The sequence below is a fragment of the Thioclava sp. F34-6 genome (assembly GCF_002213235.1).
Lineage (GTDB): Bacteria > Pseudomonadota > Alphaproteobacteria > Rhodobacterales > Rhodobacteraceae > Thioclava > Thioclava nitratireducens.
Genome location: NZ_NBOA01000008.1, coordinates 24,294 through 44,080 on the forward strand (window position 1 = coordinate 24,294; position 19,787 = coordinate 44,080).

At 64.8% G+C, this 19,787-nt stretch carries 19 protein-coding genes; 7 read left to right on the forward strand and 12 right to left on the reverse strand.

Features of this window, described 5'->3' with window-relative positions; all coding sequences use genetic code 11:
- Window positions 1–145 precede the first annotated feature (145 nt).
- Both B6V72_RS16680 and B6V72_RS16685 read left to right on the forward strand, forming a co-directional pair.
- Complete coding sequence (locus tag B6V72_RS16680) at window positions 146–1,744, forward strand: phosphoenolpyruvate carboxykinase (RefSeq protein ID WP_088725934.1); 1,599 nt, start codon at window positions 146–148, stop codon at window positions 1,742–1,744.
- A gap of 111 nt (window positions 1,745–1,855) precedes the next feature.
- The gene (locus B6V72_RS16685) at window positions 1,856–3,454 is read left to right on the forward strand and encodes a phospholipase D family protein (RefSeq protein ID WP_168173068.1); all 1,599 of its coding nucleotides are present in this window, start codon (window positions 1,856–1,858) and stop codon (window positions 3,452–3,454) included.
- A gap of 4 nt (window positions 3,455–3,458) precedes the next feature.
- Here the strand turns inward: B6V72_RS16685 and rnr are convergent, their stop codons facing one another.
- The 3 genes from rnr to dapE form a co-directional block, all read right to left on the reverse strand.
- Complete coding sequence (rnr, locus tag B6V72_RS16690; protein ID WP_088736075.1) at window positions 3,459–5,765, reverse strand: ribonuclease R; 2,307 nt, start codon at window positions 5,763–5,765, stop codon at window positions 3,459–3,461.
- A 164-nt stretch (window positions 5,766–5,929) separates the two neighbouring features.
- Window positions 5,930–6,346, reverse strand: coding sequence for a GNAT family N-acetyltransferase (locus tag B6V72_RS16695; RefSeq protein ID WP_088720502.1), 417 nt, complete (start codon window positions 6,344–6,346; stop codon window positions 5,930–5,932).
- Window positions 6,343–7,485, reverse strand: a complete 1,143-nt coding sequence (dapE, locus tag B6V72_RS16700; RefSeq protein ID WP_088736076.1) for a succinyl-diaminopimelate desuccinylase — start codon at window positions 7,483–7,485, stop codon at window positions 6,343–6,345. The genes B6V72_RS16695 and dapE overlap by 4 nt, the downstream gene beginning before the upstream one ends.
- A 296-nt stretch (window positions 7,486–7,781) precedes the next feature.
- Between dapE and B6V72_RS16705 the strand changes: the two genes are divergently transcribed.
- Window positions 7,782–8,882 (forward strand): Hint domain-containing protein, encoded by a 1,101-nt coding sequence (locus B6V72_RS16705; protein ID WP_088736077.1) that lies wholly within the window; start codon window positions 7,782–7,784, stop codon window positions 8,880–8,882.
- Here B6V72_RS16705 and B6V72_RS16710 read toward each other — a convergent pair.
- Window positions 8,879–9,637: a sulfite exporter TauE/SafE family protein gene (locus tag B6V72_RS16710; RefSeq protein ID WP_088725928.1), complete on the reverse strand. Its 759-nt coding sequence runs from the start codon at window positions 9,635–9,637 to the stop codon at window positions 8,879–8,881. The two genes, B6V72_RS16705 and B6V72_RS16710, sit on opposite strands and share 4 nt — an antisense overlap.
- Before the next feature lie 208 nt (window positions 9,638–9,845).
- Here B6V72_RS16710 and B6V72_RS16715 point away from each other — a divergent pair, with 208 nt between their 5' ends.
- The 3 genes from B6V72_RS16715 (at window position 9,846) to B6V72_RS16725 (ending at window position 13,253) form a co-directional block, all read left to right on the forward strand.
- A complete protein-coding gene (locus tag B6V72_RS16715; RefSeq protein WP_088736078.1) occupies window positions 9,846–11,510 on the forward strand; it encodes an acyl-CoA dehydrogenase family protein in 1,665 nt (554 codons plus the stop codon).
- Window positions 11,511–11,693: 183 nt separating this feature from the next.
- Window positions 11,694–12,692 (forward strand): aldehyde reductase, encoded by a 999-nt coding sequence (locus B6V72_RS16720; protein WP_168173069.1) that lies wholly within the window; start codon window positions 11,694–11,696, stop codon window positions 12,690–12,692.
- A 57-nt stretch (window positions 12,693–12,749) separates the two neighbouring features.
- Window positions 12,750–13,253 (forward strand): GNAT family N-acetyltransferase, encoded by a 504-nt coding sequence (locus tag B6V72_RS16725; protein ID WP_088736080.1) that lies wholly within the window; start codon window positions 12,750–12,752, stop codon window positions 13,251–13,253.
- 177 nt (window positions 13,254–13,430) lie between these two features.
- On the opposite strand, the gene recO is transcribed toward B6V72_RS16725, so the two are convergent.
- Entirely contained in the window at window positions 13,431–14,156 is a 726-nt protein-coding gene (gene recO, locus B6V72_RS16730; protein WP_088736081.1) for a DNA repair protein RecO, read from the reverse strand.
- Between the two features lie 86 nt (window positions 14,157–14,242).
- Here recO and B6V72_RS16735 point away from each other — a divergent pair, with 86 nt between their 5' ends.
- On the forward strand, window positions 14,243–14,866 hold the full coding sequence (locus B6V72_RS16735) for a Pr6Pr family membrane protein (protein ID WP_075776853.1): 624 nt from the start codon (window positions 14,243–14,245) through the stop codon (window positions 14,864–14,866).
- Here B6V72_RS16735 and B6V72_RS16740 read toward each other — a convergent pair.
- The 7 genes from B6V72_RS16740 to B6V72_RS16770 form a co-directional block, all read right to left on the reverse strand.
- On the reverse strand, window positions 14,856–15,194 hold the full coding sequence (locus B6V72_RS16740) for a DUF1491 family protein (RefSeq protein WP_075776852.1): 339 nt from the start codon (window positions 15,192–15,194) through the stop codon (window positions 14,856–14,858). The genes B6V72_RS16735 and B6V72_RS16740 overlap by 11 nt on opposite strands.
- Window positions 15,194–16,099: a GTPase Era gene (gene era / locus B6V72_RS16745; protein WP_088720510.1), complete on the reverse strand. Its 906-nt coding sequence runs from the start codon at window positions 16,097–16,099 to the stop codon at window positions 15,194–15,196. The genes B6V72_RS16740 and era overlap by 1 nt, the downstream gene beginning before the upstream one ends.
- Before the next feature lie 265 nt (window positions 16,100–16,364).
- Entirely contained in the window at window positions 16,365–17,057 is a 693-nt protein-coding gene (gene rnc / locus B6V72_RS16750) for a ribonuclease III (protein ID WP_088723441.1), read from the reverse strand.
- Window positions 17,054–17,842, reverse strand: coding sequence for a signal peptidase I (lepB, locus tag B6V72_RS16755; protein ID WP_168173072.1), 789 nt, complete (start codon window positions 17,840–17,842; stop codon window positions 17,054–17,056). Before lepB ends, rnc begins: the two co-directional genes overlap by 4 nt.
- Window positions 17,843–17,895: 53 nt before the next feature.
- A complete protein-coding gene (gene acpS, locus B6V72_RS16760; RefSeq protein WP_075776848.1) occupies window positions 17,896–18,297 on the reverse strand; it encodes a holo-ACP synthase in 402 nt (133 codons plus the stop codon).
- A gap of 6 nt (window positions 18,298–18,303) precedes the next feature.
- Window positions 18,304–19,047 (reverse strand): pyridoxine 5'-phosphate synthase, encoded by a 744-nt coding sequence (locus B6V72_RS16765; RefSeq protein WP_088736083.1) that lies wholly within the window; start codon window positions 19,045–19,047, stop codon window positions 18,304–18,306.
- 76 nt (window positions 19,048–19,123) lie between these two features.
- Window positions 19,124–19,771, reverse strand: a complete 648-nt coding sequence (locus tag B6V72_RS16770) for a pseudouridine synthase (protein WP_088736084.1) — start codon at window positions 19,769–19,771, stop codon at window positions 19,124–19,126.
- Window positions 19,772–19,787 lie beyond the last annotated feature (16 nt).

The window sequence follows — 19,787 nt, forward strand, 5'->3', positions numbered from 1 at the left end:
GCACCCTACCATTCTGTTCCATTGCAAAAATGTCATGCTATAGGCGATCCATCCGGGTAAGATTGTTGCTTGGATCGGCGCTTCGAGGCCCCGACGCGCCGGGAATAACCCTGTGAACGCCGCGCGACGGCATCGGGAGCATCAGATGGACATTGGACGCGTTAACCCCGCGAAACGACTGGAAGATCAAGGCATCGAAGGTCTCGGGAATGTCTATTACAACCTGCTGGAACCGGCGCTGATCCAAGAAGCGATCAAGCGCGACGAAGGCATACTCGGCAAGGGCGGCGCCTTCTACTGCACGACCGGCAAGCACACCGGCCGGTCGCCCAAAGACAAGTTCGTCGTGCGCACCACCTCCGTCGAGGACACCATCTGGTGGGAGAACAACGCCCCGATGGAGCCCGACGCCTTTGATCGCCTCCACGCCGACATGCTGGAGCACATGAAGGGCAAGGATTACTTCGTCGAGGACCTCTTCGGCGGCGCCGATCCGGAGCACCGTCTCGACGTGCGCCTGGTGGCCGAGCTTGCATGGCACGGACTGTTCCTGCGCACCATGCTGCGCCGCCCCGAGCGCGAGGAGCTCGACGCGTTCGATCCGGAGTGGACGATCATCAATTGCCCCAGCTTCAAGGCCGACCCCGCGAAGCACGGCTGCCGCTCGGAAACCGTGATCGCGCTGAACTTCGACAAGAAGACGATCCTGATCGGCAACACCGCCTACGCGGGCGAAAACAAGAAGGGCGTCTTCACCCTTCTCAACTACATTCTGCCCGGCGAAGGCGTCATGGCGATGCACTGCTCGGCCAACCACGCGATCGACGATCCCGACGACGCGGCGGTCTTCTTCGGCCTCTCGGGCACGGGCAAGACGACGCTCTCGGCCGACCCCTCACGCATCCTCGTGGGCGATGACGAACATGGCTGGTCCGACAACGGCATCTTCAACTTCGAGGGCGGTTGCTACGCCAAGACGATCAACCTCTCGAAAGAGGCGGAGCCGGAGATCTACGATACGTGCTCGATGTTCGGCACGGTCATCGAGAACATGGTCTTCGACGAGGAGACGCTGGAGCTGGACTTCAACGACAACTCGATCACCGACAACATGCGCTGCGCCTATCCGCTGCATTACATCCCGAACGCCTCGGATACCGCGATGGCGGGCCAGCCCAAGAACGTGATCATGCTGACCTGCGACGCGTTCGGTGTGCTGCCGCCGATCGCGCGACTGACCCCGGCGCAGGCAATGTATCACTTCCTGTCGGGCTTCACCTCGAAGACGCCGGGCACCGAGGTGGGCGTGGTCGAGCCGATCCCGACCTTCTCGACCTGCTTCGGCGCGCCGTTCATGCCGCGCCGCCCCGAGGTCTACGGCAAGCTGCTGCAGGAGAAGATCCGCGACGTTGGCGCATCCTGCTGGCTGGTCAATACCGGCTGGACCGGCGGCGCCTTCGGCACCGGCTCGCGGATGCCGATCCGGGCGACCCGTGCGCTTCTGAAAGCCGCGCTCGACGGCTCGCTCCACAACGTGCAGTTCCGCAAGGATCCCAACTTCGGCTTCGAGGTTCCGGTCTCGGTCCCGAACGTCTCGGACGTGCTCCTCGATCCGCGCCGCACTTGGGACGACAAGGCCGCCTATGACGCGCAGGCGCAGAAACTGGTCGAGATGTTCTCGGACAATTTCGCGCAATACGTGCCCTACATCGACGACGATGTGAAAGCCGCCGCGATCGGTTGATGCGCTGAACCGGGAACACGAAATATTTAAAGGGGCCGGCGATCACGCCGGCCTTTTTCATGCGCGAAGCCCACTTTCCTAAACCCTTGAACCGCCTACATGATGCCAGCCATGAAACTGGAACTGCTTCATATTCTGGGCTTCGCCCTGCTCGCTGGCCTCATCGCCCTGGCCGGCCTGACTCTGATCGTCGCGAGGCTGTCGCATCGGCGACCGAAAGGGCCCTTCCCCGAGTCGAAGATGCAGGTCGCCCCCGAAACCGGCCGCTTTGCCACCGCGCTGCAGGACCGGCTTGCGGGGCTCGAAACGAAAAACGCGGTCCAGCTGCTCGCCGATCCGCTCGATGCGCTTGCGGCGCGACTGGAACTCATCGAAGCGGCGGAGGTCTCTCTCGATCTGCAATATTACATCTGGCAGAACGATACTGCGGGCGCGATCATGCTCGGCGCGCTGCGCAGGGCGGCCGGACGCGGGGTCCATGTCCGGCTTCTAATCGACGACAACGGCACCGCCGGGATGGACCGTACGCTGGCCGCGCTCGACGAATTGCCCAATGTCGAGGTGCGCCTCTTCAACCCCTTCCCGATCCGGACCGCGCGGGTTCTCGGCTACCTGTCCGATTTTCGTCGTCTGAACCGCCGGATGCACAACAAGGCGATGATCGCGGATGGAAGGATGGCGATCCTCGGCGGGCGCAATATCGGCGACGACTACTTCAACAGCCTCTCCGAGAGCGGGCTCTACATGGATCTCGACGTCGCCGTCGCAGGGCCCGTTCTGGCGCAGATCGGAAAGCAGTTCGACCTTTACTGGAACGCCCCGCCCGCGATCCCAGCGGAGAAAATGCTGGGTGGCTGCAAGGCAGAGGAAGCCGAGGACATCATCAAGGATGAGGAGGTTCGTCTCTCCGAGCCAGAGGCGAAGCGCTATGCCGTGGACCTGCGGCATCCCGACCGGCTCTCGCGGCTGCTGTCGGGCAAGGCGCCCGTGATCTTCGCCGAGGCGCAGCTGATCTACGACCACCCGTCGAAGATTCACGGGCTTTTGCAGGGGCGCAAGCTGCTCTGGCAATATCTGGTGCGTGCCCTCGGCCAGCCGCTGCAGGAACTGGTGCTGATCACGCCCTATCTCGTGCCGACGCGGACCGGCGTGCGCTATCTCAAGCGGATCGCGAAATCGGGGGCGAAGATCAAGGTGCTGACGAACTCCTATGCCGCAACCGATGTGGCGCTCGTGCATTCGGGCTATGCCCATCGTCGCAAAGGGTTGTTGCGTGCCGGGATCGAGCTTTACGAATACGCCGCCGATGCCGAAGATCGCCGCCCGAACGAGCGTAACCGGCGCGAACGGCTGCTTGGATCCGACATTCGCGGCACCTCGCCGTTTTCACGCAACAAGCTGCACGCCAAGGTCTTCGCGGTGGATCGCGCGCGGGTCTTCATCGGCTCGTTCAATTTCGATCCGCGCTCGATGCGTTTGAATACCGAGTTGGGGATCGTGATCGCTGCGCCCGAGATCGCGAGCGAGATCTCCGAGACGTTCAAGGAGTTCATCCCCACCCGCGCATGGCGGCTGCGCCTGACCCGTGCGCAGCAATTGCGCTGGTCGCGGCCCGGTCACGGCGTCCGCAAGCGCGAGCCGGGCGTGCCCTTCTCGCATCGCATCTTCCTGTGGGTCGCGCAGCGTCTGCCGATCGAGTGGATGCTCTAAGGCCTCAGCTCTTGCGCGTGCGTTTCACCTTGCGCGCGACAGCCTTCTTCTTGGCAGCGTCGCGGGCCGGTTTGCGCGGTCCCTTGCCGGGCCCTTTGCGCGGCGGGCGGGTGCCGGGACGACGTCCTTTGCGGCGCTTGCCGTCGCCCGAGGGCATCCCCTGCCCTTCGACTTCCAGCAGCTCCAGCATCAGCCCGCCGGTGATCGGCACGGCCTCCGACAGCCGCACCCGGACGCGCTGCCCGATCGTGATAACCATGCCGGTATCGGAGCCCACCAGCTCCTGCGCCTCGCGATCGAAATGGAAGAACTCGCGCCCGATCTCGCGGATCGGGATCAGCCCGTCCGCGCCGGTCTCGTCGAGCTTTACGAAAGCGCCGAATTTCTGCACGCCCGAAATGCGGCCGGTGAACTCGCTGCCCACGCGGTCCGACAGGTAAGCGGCCAGATAGCGGTCGGTCGTGTCGCGTTCGGCCACCATCGAACGGCGCTCGGTATCGGAAATCAGCTTTGCCGTGTCCTCGAGGTTCTCGATATCCCACGCGCTCAGCCCGTCCTTGCCCCAGCCATGGCCGAGGATCAGCGCGCGGTGCACGATCAGGTCGGAATAGCGCCGGATCGGCGAGGTGAAATGCGCGTAGGACCGCAGCGCGAGGCCGAAATGGCCATAATTCGTCGGCGCGTAATAGGCCTGTGTCATCGAGCGCAACGTCGAAATGTTGATCAACTCGTCGAACTCGGAGCCCTCGGACTGGCTGAGCAGATTGTTCAGATGCGCGGTCTGCAGCACCTGCCCCTTCGCCAGCGTGAAGCCCGACGCCTGCGCCACTTCACGCAGGCTCTCGATCTTCTCGAGGCTGGGTTCTTCGTGGACACGATACAGCAGCGGACGGCGCAACTTCTCCAGTTCCTCGGCGGCGGCCACGTTGGCCAGCACCATGAACTCCTCGATCAGCTTATGCGCATCGAGCCGTTCCTTGAACCGGATCGAGGCGACATGGCCATCGTCTCCGATCACGATCTGCCGCTCGGGCAGGTCCAGTTCCAGCGGCTGACGGATCGCACGAGCATGCTTGAGCGCCTCGTAAGCCTCGTAGATCGGGTCGATGATCTCCTCGACCATATCCTCGGTCTTCTCGTCCGGGTTGCCGTCGCGCGCGGATTGCACCTGCCCGTATTCGAGCGAGCCGACCGAACGGATCATCCCGCGCGTGAAGCGATGCGAGACCTTCCGCCCCTGCGCGTCGATCTTCATCCGTACCGCCAATACCGCACGGTCCACATTCTCGTGCAGCGAGCACAGATCGCCTGACAGACGATCCGGCAGCATCGGCACGACGCGGTCGGGGAAATAGGTGGAGTTGCCGCGCTTGCGCGCCTCGCGGTCCAGCTCGGAGCCCGGCGTAACGTAATGCGCCACATCGGCAATCGCCACCCAGATCAGGAAGCCGCCCTCGTTCTTCGGATCCTCATCGCGGATCACCAGTACGGCGTCGTCGCGGTCGCGGGCATCCGCCGGGTCGATCGTGACGAAAGACAGCTTGCGCAGGTCTTCGCGCTCGCCCAGAGGCGCAGGCTCGGCGGCATCGGCCTCGGCCACGACCGCATCGGGAAAATCGTCGGGGATGCCATGCTGATGGATCGCGATGAGGGAGACCGCCTTCGGCGCGGACGGATCGCCCAGCACCTCGATCACGCGCGCCTTGGGCAGGCCCATGCGGCCGCGCGGCCCGGTCTGTTCGGCCTCGACCAGCTCGCCATCCTTGGCGCCCTGCGTGACCGCCGCCGGAACTTGCCATTCGTTGCCGACACCCTTGTCGATCGGCATGATCCGCCCGCCCTCGGCATTCTTGCGGAAGATGCCGACGATGCGATGCGAGGCCTGGCCGATCTTGCGGATCAGCCGCGCCTCGTAGCCGTAATCCTCATCCTCGACCGGGGTCAGGCGACCGAGGATACGGTCGCCCTCGGCCAGCGTAGGATCGCCGTCCTTCGGAACGAAGAGAACCAAGGGCGCAGGCCCCTCGCCACTCCATTCCGCAGGTTCGGCCCATTGATCGCCCTGACTATCCTCGCGCATTACCCGCAGTACCGACACCGGCGGCAGCACATTGGGGTCGCGGAAGTTGCGGCGGCGCTTCTCGATCAGGCCTTCGTCGGCCATGTCCTTGAGAATGCGCTTCAGCTCGATCTTCGCCTGCCCCTTCACACCGAAAGCCCGCGCGATGTCGCGCTTGGCCCCTTGGTCGGGGTTGTCGTTCAGCCAGTCGAGGATCTGCTGGCGCGAGGGGATGGGGGCGGGTTTGCTCATGGTTTTGCCTAACATGGGGCGTGAGGGGCGTCACTCAAAGAGTGGAACGCTATTCGTGGGTATCGAGGGGCGCGGCCCCCGCGCGCAGGCGCGCATGGCTTAGGCGGAGGGGGCTCTGCCCCCGTGCTGACGCGCCCTCCGGGATATTTTCGCCAAGAGGACGCTCAGAGCGGCTTTTCCATATCGCGATGCGGGATGCCCGCGTCGTCGTAATCCGCGCCATAGGGCACGAAGCCGAGCTTTTCATAGAACGGGATCGCGTAGCTCTGGGCCGAGAGATAGGCGCGGGTACAGCCCATCTCCTCGAACCGCGCGCAGGCCTCGCGCACCAGCGCCGCGCCAAGCCCGGTGCCGCGCGCGGATTTCGCGACGCAGATGCGACCGATCTTGCCGGTCTCACCCTTGCGGATCAGCCGCGCGGTGCCGAGCGGCGTGCCGTTGTCCGTGGCCAGCAGATGGATGGCCTGATCGTCGAGATCGTCCCATTCCTCGGGCTCCGGGATGCCCTGTTCTTCGATGAACACGGCCCGGCGCAGCGCGTGGCAGGGGGTATAATCGGTGACCGGCTCGATCTTGATCATGCGAAATAGTCTTTCAATATGCGGGCATAGACGCGCGTGAGGGTTTCGATCTGATCGAGCGGGACACGTTCGTCCACCTGATGCATCGTCGCACCGACGAGGCCGAATTCTACGACCGGGCAGTGATCCTTCACGAAGCGCGCATCCGAGGTGCCGCCCGAGGTGGACAGCTCCGGCGCGCGGCCCGTTTCCGCCTCGACCGATTTCGCGACGAGGTCGACGAAAGGGCCGGGCGGCGTGACGAAGCTTTCGCCCGAGATATCGGGGTTGAGCGCGATGCGGATGCCGGTCTCGGCGGCGATCTCGGAAGCCATGGCCTCGGCCCAGGCGATCAGCCCCTCGCCGGTATGGGCGTCGTTGAAGCGGATATTCACGGTCGCGCGCGCCTTGGCCGGGATCACGTTATTGGCCGGGTTGCCGCAATCGATCGTGGTGATCTGCAGGCTCGAGGGCTGGAAATGATCGGTCCCGTTATCGAGCGGCTCTGCGGTCATCCGGCCCAGCAGATCGACCAGCGCATGCAGCGGGTTCTTCGCGCGATGCGGATAGGCGGCATGGCCCTGCACGCCCTCGGCCTCGATATAGAAGCTGAGCGAGCCACGCCGCCCGATCTTCATCATCTCCCCCATCTCATTGGGGCAGGTCGGCTCGCCCACGAGGCAGACCGACATCGCCTCTCCCTCGGCCTTCATCCAATCCAGAAGCGCCCGCGTGCCATCGCGGCCCGGCCCTTCTTCGTCGCCGGTGATGGCGAGGATCACCGCGCCTTCGGGCGGCGTCTCGGTCACGAAATCCACCGCTGCGGCGGCGAAGGCAGCAACGGCGGTCTTCATGTCGGTCGCTCCGCGCCCCCACATCACGCCGTCGACGATCTCGGCGCCGAAGGGATCGTGCGTCCAGGCAGCCGCATCTCCCACCGGCACGACATCCGTGTGCCCGTTGAAGCCGAAGCTCTTCGCCGCCCCCTTCGCGCCCCAGCGCGCGTAGAGGTTCGGCGTGCCGTTGCGATCGACGCGCGTGCAGGAAAAGCCCGCCCCGCTCAGCAGCTCTTCGAGCAAGACCAGCGCGCCGCCCTCCTCCGGGGTCACAGAGGGGCAGCGGATCAGATCGGCGCTCAGGCGGATGGGGTCGGTCGTCATGGGCACTCCTTTTCAGCGCTACAGGCTTAGAGTGCCGAAGCCCTAGGGGCAATGGCTGTTGCAGGCCCGCCACCGGGAGCATGTGACGCAGAGACAGGGACTACCCAATGGCAGGTCACGGTGCCATGATATGTCAAAAGTAAAAGCCCGAAATCGGGCGTATCGAGCAGGGCAAAGCCCGGATTCAGACGCAGCACACCCACGCGCAGCCCTCTCGGGCGGCGTGCGTTTTCCGTGTCGGCTTCCCCGGGCGCGGAGACAGGCATGGGATCAAGGCAGCAATCGGAGCGTCGCATATGAGGGCGCAACAGGGCTGGATCGGTGCGCAGATCGCACATCGCGGCGCGGTCAGGTTCGACGAGCGCAGACTGCCGGAGTTGCTCGCACGGGGCAGCCTGATGCTGGAATTCACCCTGATGCGCGGCGAGCAATCGCCCCTGCCGCTGATCCATCTGCATCAGCGCGAAGGCTGGCGGAATTTCCTCTCGCTCAATCTCGATGTCGACGGGCGGATCGTGCTGGCGCAGCGGCGCGGCTCGGCGGTCCATGCGATCTCCATCGACGCCACGCAGGAGCGGCTGACCGGCGGGCGGATGCGGCTCATTTGGCGCTGGGACGGGCCGGGACGCGAGAGCCTGCTGACGCTGGAGGCGCTCGACCAGCGCACGATCCGACAGCAGGCCGGCGTGGCGCCACTGCCGCTGACCCGTGACGAGGCCGCGGCCCTGCTCGATCCGGCGGGGCCCGCGCGGATCGGGCCGCGCGTCGATTGGCTGGCGCTTGGCGATCATCTGCAACCGATGGGACCGGCGGGCTGCTTCGCCCCCGCGACCCCGATCCAGACGCCGGAGGGCATGGTGCCTGCCGCACGTCTGCGCGCGGGCGACCTGGTCGAGACCCTCGATGCCGGACCGCAGCCGGTGCTCTGGTCGGGCCGGGTCAGCCTGCCTGCGATCGGGCACCTGCGTCCGGTGAAACTCTGTGCGCCGGTCTTCTCGGCGCGTCAGGACCTCTGGGTCATGCCCCAACACCGCGTGGCGCTGAGCGGGCCGTCGGTGGATTTCATCTTCGGCGAGGACGAGGTGCTGATCGAGGCGCGCTCGCTGGCCGATGGCTGCGCCGCGCTGCAACCCGATTGCCCCGGCGTGCTGGAGTGGCACGGGCTGTTGCTGGGCGGTCATCACCTGCTGATGGCGGATGGCTGCAAGCTGGAGAGCCTGCATATCGGGCGGCTCGCCCGGCAACCGCTTCTGGCGGCGACCACGGCCTTTGCGGGGCTAGTCCGCGAAGGCGGGCTACCGCTCCATCGCAAGCCGGTGCGCAAGATCGTCTCGGGCTATGAGGCGAAGACGCTGGCCTCCGCCCGACGTCAGGGGCTGCGCCCCTTCGTGGCTTAACCCATCAGCGCGCGGCGCAGCAGGTTCAGTCCGGCCACGCCCAACAGGATCAGCGTCCACCACCGGAACCGCACCGGATCGAGCTGGTCCTGCGCCTTGAAGCCTAGTTTCATCCCCGCCAGCGCGGGCAGGATCATCAACAGCGACAGCGGTATGGTCTGCGCGTTCAGCACGCCCGAGACCAGATGCGAGCCGGTCAGGATAATCGCCCCGGTCAGGAAGACGACGCCGAGGATGCGCACCGCTTCCTGTTTCGGCGCGTCGATCGAGATCAGGTAGATGATCAGCGGCGGCCCCCAGATGCCGGAAATCCCACCATAGAGTCCCGCGATCACGCCCAAGCCCGTCTCGGTCACCGCGCGATGGCGCGTGGGCATCGGAATTTGCCGTCCCGAGATCTGCCAGATCGAGAAGCCGAGGATCGGCGCCCCCAGAAGCGCGTACATCACCGGCTGCGGGATCACGTCGACGAGGGTCGCGCTGATCGGGATGAAGATGATGATCATCGCGATGAACAGCCGGTAATTCTTGATCGAACCCACCGCCGCGCCGACCCCCTGACGGAAAGCCTGCATCACGTTGGTCACCAGCGTCGGCAGGATCAGAAGCGCCAGCGCCTGATGCGGAGGCAGGAACGACGCAAAGCTCGACAGCATGATCATCGGCATCGCGAAGCCGACCGCGCCTTTCACGAAACCCGCGAAAAGCGTGACGCCAAGCGCCGCGAATATCTGCCAAACTTCCATCCCGAACATGCGCGCTCCCCTTCGTGTCCCGCATCGCTTCTATCGGGTTACGCGGTGGGATACAGCCGGGAAGCGACGTGAAATCAGGCGGATACCCGACCGCGCCGACAATCTCCGCGACATTATCCGTCGCAATTGTATCCGCTGGCGAATTTTTATTGCGCTGCGGTTGCGAAGTATCTACACAGGCTGCAACTGCAGAATAAGGAGCCGACTCATGGCACATGACGGGGCCGATATGCCGACGACGATCATTCTGGATGACCTCCTGAGCCTTGCGGAAGCGAGCCTGCCCGAGCTGGAGACGCTGGTCTCCGACGCGACTGCAAGCCTGCGCAACGCGACGGAGAGAGACGGTCGCATTTCCGGCGCCGCGCTCGAAGCGAACCAGTATCGCGCCCACGGCCTTGCATGGCTGACGACCTATCAGCAGGCGCTCAAACAACTGCACGGCTGGGCGGCACGCCTGACCGAGGACGGCAAGCTGGGCGAGATGGAGCAACTGATCCTGCAGATCGGTTTCGGCGAATATCTCGCGCAGATCGCGGGCGGCATCCAGATGAACCAGGGCGAGATGGTGCGCCTGACCGATATGGGCGTCAGCTGGACTCCCTCGGACGCGGCCGCGAAGTTGATCGCCGCGGGCAATTCCAACGCCGCCCGAATGCGCCTCGTGGAACTGATGCGCGACGTTCAGGGGCGCTCGATCTTCGGGCAGTCCGGTCTCGATGAAGATCTCGAGATGATCCGCGAGCAGTTCTACCGCTACGCCGAAGATCGCGTGAAGCCGAACGCGCATGAATGGCACCTCAAGGACGAGCTGATCCCGATGGAAATCATCGAGGAACTCGCCGAACTGGGCGTATTCGGCCTGACCATCCCCGAGGAATATGGCGGGCTGGGCCTGTCGAAAGCCTCGATGGTCGTCGTGACCGAGGAGCTTTCGCGCGGCTATATCGGTGTCGGCTCGCTCGGCACGCGTTCCGAGATCGCGGCAGAGCTGATCATCTGCGGCGGCACCGAGGAGCAGAAGCAGAAATGGCTTCCGGGCCTGTCCTCTGGCGAGATCCTGTCCACCGCCGTTTTCACCGAACCCAATACCGGCTCGGATCTGGGCTCGTTGCGCACCCGTGCGGTCAAGGATGGCGATGACTGGCTGATTACCGGCAACAAGACCTGGATCACCCATGCACAGCGCACCCATGTGATGACGCTGCTCGCGCGCACCGACCCGGCTACCGACAATTACAAAGGCCTGTCGATGTTCTTGGCCGAGAAGACGCCGGGCACCGACGACAACCCCTTCCCCACCGAGGGAATGACCGGTGGCGAGATCGAAGTGCTCGGCTATCGCGGGATGAAGGAATACGAGCTCGGTTTCGACAATTTCCGCGTGAAGGGCGAGAACCTTCTGGGCGGCGAAGAGGGCAAAGGCTTCAAGCAGCTCATGGAGACCTTCGAATCCGCCCGCATCCAGACCGCCGCCCGCGCCGTGGGCGTGGCGCAATCGGCGCTGGAGATCGGGATGCAATATGCGATCGACCGCAAGCAATTCGGCAAGTCGCTGATCGAATTCCCGCGCGTATCCTCGAAACTCGCGATGATAGCGGTGGAGACGATGATCGCCCGCCAGCTGACCTATTTCTCGGCCTGGGAAAAAGATCACGGCCATCGCTGCGATCTGGAAGCTGGCATGGCGAAACTGCTCGGTGCGCGGGTGGCGTGGGCCGCTGCCGACAACGCGCTGCAGATCCATGGCGGCAACGGCTTCGCGCTGGAATACCAGATCAGCCGTATCCTCTGCGATGCGCGCATCCTGAACATCTTCGAGGGGGCCGCCGAGATTCAGGCGCAGGTGATTGCGCGCAGGCTTTTGGGGTGAGTGCCGTCTCGGAGAGGCTCCAGTTGAGCCTCTCAGGCACGAACGCGCCGCGCGTCGCGGCGCCGGGGGCACACTGAAAAACACGGGGCGATGCGGGCGATCCTCGCATCGCCCCGTTCTCGTTTGACTCCCGCCCGCAGCCCTCGCAAGCTGAACGAAAGAGTTCAAAGCAGAGAGGCGCGAATGGCCCGCACAATTCTGGTCACCGGCATCACCGGTTTCATCGCCAAACGCATCGCCTATGACCTGCTCACGCAGGGCGAAAAGGTGCGCGGCACGCTGCGCAAGGCCAGCCGGGGCGAAGAGGTGAAAGCGGCGCTGCGCGACCTCGGCCCCGAGGCGCTGGAGCGGCTGAGCTTCGTCGAGGCCGATCTGATGGCGGATGAGGGCTGGGACGCGGCGATGACCGGGGTCGATGCCGTGATCCACACCGCCTCCCCTTTCCCGCTCAGCAAGCCCAAGAACGAGGCCGAGGTGATCCAGCCCGCGGTCGAGGGCACCAAGCGGGTGCTGAGCGCAGCGCAGGCCGCCGGCGTGACCCGCGTGATCCAGACCTCCTCGATGGAGGCGGTGATGCATGGCGTGACCTCCGACCCGATTACGGAAGCCGACTGGTCGAACCCGCGCGCGCCGACCTGCAGCGCCTATACGCGCTCGAAGATATTTGCCGAGGAAGCGGCGTGGGAATTCATCGAGGATCACCACGAGATGCAGCTGACGGTGATCAATCCGGGCCTCGTCTGCGGCACGCCGATGGATCGCCATACCGGCTCGTCGGTCGCGGTGATCGAGCGGCTGATGGCGGGCGAGGACCCGATGGCGCCGGAGTTCGACATTCCGGTGGTCGATGTGGCCGATGTCGCCGCCTGCCATGTCGCGGCGCTCGACCGCCCCGAGAGCATCGGTCGCCGCTATATCTGTGCGGCAAGCTTCATGTCCTTCCTAGAGATGGCGAAGGTACTGAAGGCCGAATTCCCCGACCGCAAGATCCCGACCCGGAAGGCGCCGAACTGGATCGTCTCGATCCTCGCGCTGTTCGACGAACAGATCGCGCTGATCAAGCCGATGCTTGGGATGACGATGCGGCTCAGCAACGAGGCCGCGACGCGCGATCTGGGCGTGGAATTCGTGCCCGCCGCCGAGGCCGTGCGCCGCACCGGACATTTCATCGCGCAGAAATAGCGTTGCGCTCGCCCGGTTTCGCGGCCAAATCTGGCGCGACGAACTGGAGGGGCACAGATGATCCGCGACGCAAAGGCCGAAGACGCAGAGGCGATCACCGAGATTTACAATGACGCGGTGCGCAACACGACCGCGATCTGGAACGAGATCGAAGTCGGCCCCGAGAACCGCCGCGCCTATATCGCGGATCGGCAGGCGGCGGGTTATCCCGTTCTGGTCTGGGAAGAGAACGGGCGCGCCGTGGGCTATGCGAGCTTCGGCCCGTTCCGCCCCCATGACGGCTATCACCTGAGCGTCGAGCATTCCGTATATGTCAATCGCGACCACCGCGCGGGCGGCAAGGGTGCGAAGCTGATGGCGGCACTGATCGAGCGTGCCAAAGAGGGCGGGTTTCACGTCATGGTCGGCGCGATCGATGCCGCAAACGACGGGTCGATCCGGCTGCACGAGCGGCTGGGCTTCACTCAGGTTGGCCTGATGCCGCAGGTTGGCAAGAAGTTCGGGCGCTGGCTGGATCTGGCGCTGCTGACGCTGTTGCTGGACGATCGCGAGCGGCCTTGAGCTTGAGGTGAGGGGCGCGCCCGACCCTTGGGTGGGCGCTGTGCTCCGCCAGTGGCTTGGCGTTTTATCTCGCAAGCCCGCATGCGGGATGTGCCCGCGATGACATCACCAATGCGCCCTCCCGGGGGAGGGGCGGGCGCGGCCCGGGGCTCGTCGCCCCGCGCCACGCTCCATGAGCTACCGCGCGCTCCGCCCCAGCAAATCCACGAACCGTTGCCGCGCCTCGGGCAAGGGCCGGTCTCCCAGATCCGGCGCCATCCGCTCGCCAAGGAAGAACCCGGTCAGCCGCAGCCCCTGCACGATCTCGCCTAGACTCGCGGGCCCCTGCCCCAGCAGGCAGAGCGGCAGCGGCAGCAGTCTCGGCGCCCATTCCCCGGCCCCCTGACGGCTCACCGCACGCCCCGAGCGCGGGCTGACATAGGCGAGATCGTCGCGCGACCCGGTCACCGCGCAGCGCGACAGGTCGAGCCCGTAGCCCATCTCCTCCAGCAGTCCCAACTCCCAGCGCAGATAGGTCGGCACCCAATCGCCGCCTTCGGCCATTGCGTCGAACAGCGCCTCGGACGCCAGAAACAGCGCGTCATGCGCCTCGCGCTCGGGCAGCGTGAACCGCAGCAGCGCCGTCGCCGCGTTCAGCCCGGCCAAGGCCTGCCGGTCCGACAGGATCACCGCGCGGCTTTGCAGCGGCTCGATCGTATAACTGCCAAGGTGATCTTCCAGCCGCGCGCGCCACGTAGCCGTGACCCGGTTTCCCGGCTGCAAAATTCCCGCCATCTTGCGCGACGCCCCGCCGCGCACCACGCCCGCGTGACGCCCATGCGCCGAGGTGAACAGCTCGACGATCATCGAGCTTTCGCCATGCGGTCGTGTCGAGAGGATCGTGCCGAGGTCTTGCCAGTCCATGGCTGCGACTATCCTTTCCGTGACGTTGCGGCGCAAGCGGCTTCGTGAGTTGCGCAAACGCCCCGCGCCGCACTAGCGTTTGTCGCATGACACGCGCCTCGACCCTTTTCGCCGCCCTGATCGCCCTCGTCGAGTTGACGGCGTTCGGCGCAAGCTTCCTCGACAACATGGCCGAACATCCGCAGGCCGCCGTGCCGCTGGGCATCCTGTGGCTGATGTTTCGCTATTTCACGATCTGGACGAATACGCTGGCGGGGCTCGCCTTCGGCTGGATGGCATGGCGCAAGCGGGCGCTGGCCAAACCGTTCCTTGCCGCTCTGGTGCTGTGGATGCTGATCGTCGGCGTGGTCTATCACCTACTGCTGGCTGGCGACACGCCATTGCACGGGCTCGATTACGTCTCGAACCTGCTTTATCACACCGCAGCCCCGATACTCGTTCCGGTCTGGTGGCTGGCCTTCGCGCCGAAAGGTGGGCTGACGAGCCATCACGCAGTGATCTGGCTGGCCTGGCCGCTGATCTATTTGGTCTATGCGGTGATCCGGGGGCTGGAAACCGGGTTCTACCCGTATTTCTTTCTCAACCTCGACAAGCTCGGCTGGGGCGGGCTGGGACTGTGGTGCGTGAAGTTCCTCGTCGCCTTCTGGATCGGCGGGCTGGTGATCGTCACCTTGGGCCGCGGTCTCAACCGGCTCGGGATCAGCCGCTGAGGCCGTCCTCTTCCAACAACGTTTGCCCGTCGCGGCTCTCGATCTCGATCACCCAGAGGTCGGGGTCGAAACTGCGCTGCTTGCGGATGCTGGCATCGACCTCGGCCTCGGGCCCGTCATGCAACAGCATCCACGCGCTCTCTCCGGTCATCAGATCCGCGCGCCGCTCGTAGCTTTGCGCGGTCCCGTCGAGGCGGGCACATTTCACCAGAACGGCACCGGAAGATGCCTGCCCATGCGCAGTGACATAGGCCGGAATATTCGCGAGCTCCAGCCGCTTGAGATAGGCGCGGACCCAGAAATCCGTGGTCAGACGCGCCTCGGCCATCACTTCGAGTCCTTGAAATCGAGACCCATCTCGGAATAGCGCTCGGCCTCTTCGAGCCAGTTCGGGCGCACCTTCACCTGCAGGAACAGATGCACGGGCCGGTCGAGAAACTCGATCAGTTCCTCGCGCGCGGCCTTGGAAATCGCCTTGATCGTCTCGCCGCCCTTGCCAAGGATGATCCCCTTGTGGCCGTCCCGGGCGACATAGATCACCTGATCGATCCGCGCGGAGCCGTCCTTGCGCTCCTCCCAGCTCTCGGTTTCGACCGTCAGCTGGTAGGGCAGTTCCTCGTGCAGGCGCAGGGTCAGCTTCTCGCGGGTGATCTCGGCTGCGATCATGCGCATAGGCAGGTCGGCGATCTGGTCTTCCGGATAGAGCCACGGCCCCTCGGGCATCTCACCCGCAAGCCATTCCTTGAGATCCTGCACGCCGTAGCCACGCTCTGCGGAAATCATGAAGGTCTTGGTGAACTCGAACGCTTCGTTGAGCTTCGCGGTCAGGCCCAGAAGCTCCTCGGATTTCACCTTGTCGATCTTGTTGATCGCAAGCGCCACCGGCTGCGTGCCTTCGCGACCGCGCAGCGCCTCGAGAATGCTTTCGACACCCGGGGTGAGGCCGCGATGCGCCTCGACCAGGAGGACGATCATGTCGGCATCGGCCGCCCCGCCCCAGGCGGCATTGACCATTGCGCGGTCCAGACGACGGCGCGGACGGAAGATGCCGGGCGTGTCGACGAAGACGATCTGGCTCTGGCCTTCCATCGCGACGCCACGGATGCGGGCGCGGGTGGTCTGCACCTTGTGGGTGACGATCGAGACCTTCGCGCCAACCATCGCGTTGAGCAGCGTGGATTTGCCCGCATTGGGCTCTCCGATCAGGGCGACGAAACCGGCGCGTGTGGTCATGTGGATTCCTTTTTGGCGATACGCGAAAGCGATACGGGGCGCGGGGTAGCTTATAACGGCGCGTGTTGCCAGTCATCTTGTCATATGGCTTGTGCGACGAGGGCCGCGCCCGATCCTTGGGCGGGCGCTTCGCCCCATTCGTGGCCGGGCAGTTTATCTTTCAAGCCTGAGTGGCGGATATGCCCGCGCCGACATCGCCAATGCGCCCTCCCATGGGGAGGGTCGGGCGCGGCCCGGGGCTGGTCGCCCCGGTCCCAACGAAATCTCAGCCCTCGGCGCCGTCTTCCAGACGTTTCAGCAGCGTCTTCGCCGCCGTCATCTCGCCCTGACGCTTCGATCCGGCCTTGGCCGTTTCGCGCGCGCCGTTCTCGAGACTCACCTCGATGGTGAAATTGGGGGCGTGATCGGGACCGTCGCGATGGGTGATCTCGTAGCGCGGTGGCGGCAGACCGCGTGCCTGCGCCCATTCCTGCAGCGCGGTTTTCGGGTCGCGGGCGTCCTCCTCGACACTGTCGAGCCGGTCTTCCCAGAGCCGCAGGATCAGCTCCTTCGCCGCCTCGAACCCGCCATCGAGATAGACGGCGGCGATCACCGCCTCCATCGCGTCGCCCAGCAGCGCCAGCTTGCGCCGCCCGCCGGTCATCATCTCGGATCGGCCGAGCTTGAGCACCGCGCCAAGGTCGATCTTGCGGGCGATATCGGCGCAGGCCTCCTTGCGCACGAGCGCGTTGAAGCGCGGCGCCATCTGCCCCTCGGAAGCGGCACGGTCGCCTAGGAACAGCGCCTCGGCCATCACGAGGCCCAGAACGCGGTCGCCCAGAAATTCCAGCCGCTGGTTGTCGGGCCGGGTCGGCGTGGAGATCGAGCTATGCGTCAGCGCACGCGCGAGCAGCTCGGGCCGTTTGAACTTGTGCCCGAGGCGCTTCTCGAATGCCTTGATCTCCGCGCTCAGCTTCAAATGATCGCCTTGAAGAACCGATCCGGACGCCAGGTCCAGAAGTAGAACAGCGAGCGACCCGCCGAGGAGAACATCACCCGGTCCGCCCGGCCGATCAGGTTCTCTTTCGGGACGAAGCCGAGACCGCCCACCGATTGCGGGAAGCGGCTGTCCTCGGAATTGTCGCGGTTGTCGCCCATGAAGAAATACATGCCCTCGGGCACGGTGTAGACGGGCGTGTTGTCCACGGGACCGTCATTATTGATCTGCAGAATGTCATGCGTGACGCCGTTGGGCAGCGTCTCGGCATAGCGTTTCTTGATGCAGGTATCGCCCATGCCGACCGGCGAATTCGAGCAGCGCGGCAACAGCCCCTGCGGACCCTGCGGTTGCATGACTTCCTCGAAATCGGGCTCGGGCTTCATCTCGACCGCTTTGCCGTTGATCTGCAGCACGCCGTTGATCATCTGGATCTTGTCGCCCGGCAGGCCGATCAAACGCTTGATGAAATCGACGTTCTTCGTCGGATGGCGGAACACCACCACGTCGCCGCGTTTGGGGTCGCGGGCCAGCAGGCGTCCGTCGAAGGGACAGGCCGAGAACGGGCAGGAATAGCGCGAATAGCCATAGGCCATCTTGTTCACGAAGAGGAAGTCGCCGATCAGCAGCGTGTCCTTCATCGAGCCGGAGGGAATCCAGAAGGGCTGGAAGAACAGCGTGCGGAACACCCCCGCGATCACCAGTGCCCAGACAATCGTCTTGATCGTGTCGAGGATACCGCCCTCGGCCTTGTTCTTCGCCATTATCTCTTACCCTGCCTCAAAATTCCCTGGCCTCAATACGCGGCCTCGCGCCCGAGTCAAGAAAGCTTGCGGGCCTCGATCACGACAAAGGCCTGCGCCCAGGGGTGGTCATCCGTCAGCGTCACATGGATGACGGCCTCGTAACCCTCTGGTGTCATTTCCTTAAGCCGGTCCGCCGCCCAGCCCGTGACCTGCATCACCGGCTGTCCCGTTGGCAGATTCGTGACCGCCATATCCTTCCACGCGATGCCCATCCGCAACCCGGTCCCAAGCGCTTTGGAACAGGCTTCTTTCGCCGCCCACCGTTTGGCATAGGTGCCCGCCACATCCTTGCGGCGCTCGGCCTTGCGCTGCTCGATCTCGGTGAAGACGCGGTTGCGGAAACGGTCGCCGAAGCGTTCGAGCGTGCGCTCGATCCTCTCGATATTCGCGAGATCGGTGCCGATGCCGAGGATCATGCCGCCTCAGCCCCGCGCCGCGTCCATCAGCTTGCGCATATGCACGATCGCGGGGCCGAGCCCCACGAAGATCGCCTCGGAGATCAGGAAATGGCCGATGTTCAACTCGCGGATCTGCTTCATCTCGGCGATCGGCTCGACCGTCTCGTAGGTCAGACCGTGGCCCGCATGGACCTCCAGCCCGAGACTGTCGGCATAGGCTGCGCCCGCTTTCAGCGCCTCCAGCTCGGCATCACGCGCGGCGAAATCGCCCGCGTAATGCATGTCGCAGAAATGGCCGGTATGCAGCTCGATCACCTGCGCGCCGATCTTGGCGGAGGCTTCGATCTGCGCCGGATCATGACCGATGAACATCGACACGCGGATGCCAGCCTCGACGAGCGGCCCCACGTAATCGGTCAGCCGCAAGACATCGCCCGCCACGTCCAGACCGCCTTCGGTCGTCACCTCTTCGCGCTTTTCCGGCACGATGCAGCAGGCATGGGGCAAATGGCGCAGCGCGATCTTCTGCATCTCGGGCGTTGCGGCCATCTCGAAATTCAGCGGGATGTCGATGCCGCCGCGCAGCGCGTCGATATCGGCGTCGCGGATATGGCGGCGGTCTTCGCGCAGATGCGCGGTGATCCCGTCGGCTCCGGCCTGCTCGGCCAGACGCGCGGCGCGCAGCGGGTCAGGATAGGCCGAGCCGCGGGCATTCCGCACGGTGGCGACGTGATCGATATTCACACCAAGGCGCAAGGGTTTGGACATCGGGCTCTCCGCAATAGGTCTCGCAGGAGTATGCCTGCGCGCGCAGGCGGGGAAAAGACCTGCGATTGTATCGGTTTCAGAACGGGACCGGCGCGGTGAAGGTCATATGCATCCCGCCATCGGGATGGCGAAAGCGCAGCGTCTCGGCGTGGAGCATCAGACGCTCGAACTCCTGCGCCTCCCCTTCGGCATAAAGCGGATCGCCGAGGATCGGATGGCCCAGTTCGGCCATATGCACCCGCAGCTGATGGCTGCGCCCGGTCACCGGCATCAGCCGCACCCGCGTCGAGCCATCCTCATGCCGGATAACCCGCCAGTCGGTCTGCGCGGGACGGCCGTTCTGGTGATCGACATGCTGGCGCGGGCGGTTCGGCCAGTCGACACAAAGCGGCAGATCAACCCGGCCTTCCTTATCGGCCAGTTCCCCCCAGAGCCGCGCCTGATAGGCTTTCTTCGTCTGGCGCTTCTCGAATTGCAGACCGAGATGGCGCTGCGCATGGGGCGTCAGCGCGAAGACCATCACACCCGAAGTATCGGTATCGAGCCGATGGACCAGCAGCACCTCGGGGTAAATCCCCCGCAGCCGCGCAATGAGGCAATCGGCCTTGTCCGGCCCCTTGCCCGGCACCGAGAGAAGCCCCGCCTGCTTGTCGACCACGAGGATTTCGTGATCGGCATGAAGGATGCGCGGGGCCTCCTTTGGCGGGTCATAGACATAACTCATGGACTGCGAGATGCAC

Coding starts and splice junctions, on each gene's coding strand:
- B6V72_RS16725 (WP_088736080.1), top strand. CDS start 12,750: ATGATCCGCGACGCAAAGGCCGAAGACGCAGAGGCGATCACCGAGATT.
- B6V72_RS16705 (WP_088736077.1), top strand. CDS start 7,782: ATGAGGGCGCAACAGGGCTGGATCGGTGCGCAGATCGCACATCGCGGC.
- B6V72_RS16685 (WP_168173068.1), top strand. CDS start 1,856: ATGAAACTGGAACTGCTTCATATTCTGGGCTTCGCCCTGCTCGCTGGC.
- recO (WP_088736081.1), bottom strand. CDS start 14,156: ATGGACTGGCAAGACCTCGGCACGATCCTCTCGACACGACCGCATGGC.
- B6V72_RS16740 (WP_075776852.1), bottom strand. CDS start 15,194: ATGGCCGAGGCGCGTCTGACCACGGATTTCTGGGTCCGCGCCTATCTC.
- era (WP_088720510.1), bottom strand. CDS start 16,099: ATGACCACACGCGCCGGTTTCGTCGCCCTGATCGGAGAGCCCAATGCG.
- B6V72_RS16695 (WP_088720502.1), bottom strand. CDS start 6,346: ATGATCAAGATCGAGCCGGTCACCGATTATACCCCCTGCCACGCGCTG.
- acpS (WP_075776848.1), bottom strand. CDS start 18,297: ATGATCCTCGGCATCGGCACCGATCTCGCGAATATCGAGAGGATCGAG.
- rnr (WP_088736075.1), bottom strand. CDS start 5,765: ATGAGCAAACCCGCCCCCATCCCCTCGCGCCAGCAGATCCTCGACTGG.
- B6V72_RS16735 (WP_075776853.1), top strand. CDS start 14,243: ATGACACGCGCCTCGACCCTTTTCGCCGCCCTGATCGCCCTCGTCGAG.
- B6V72_RS16720 (WP_168173069.1), top strand. CDS start 11,694: ATGGCCCGCACAATTCTGGTCACCGGCATCACCGGTTTCATCGCCAAA.
- dapE (WP_088736076.1), bottom strand. CDS start 7,485: ATGACGACCGACCCCATCCGCCTGAGCGCCGATCTGATCCGCTGCCCC.
- B6V72_RS16710 (WP_088725928.1), bottom strand. CDS start 9,637: ATGTTCGGGATGGAAGTTTGGCAGATATTCGCGGCGCTTGGCGTCACG.
- B6V72_RS16715 (WP_088736078.1), top strand. CDS start 9,846: ATGGCACATGACGGGGCCGATATGCCGACGACGATCATTCTGGATGAC.
- B6V72_RS16680 (WP_088725934.1), top strand. CDS start 146: ATGGACATTGGACGCGTTAACCCCGCGAAACGACTGGAAGATCAAGGC.
- B6V72_RS16765 (WP_088736083.1), bottom strand. CDS start 19,047: ATGTCCAAACCCTTGCGCCTTGGTGTGAATATCGATCACGTCGCCACC.
- B6V72_RS16770 (WP_088736084.1), bottom strand. CDS start 19,771: ATGAGTTATGTCTATGACCCGCCAAAGGAGGCCCCGCGCATCCTTCAT.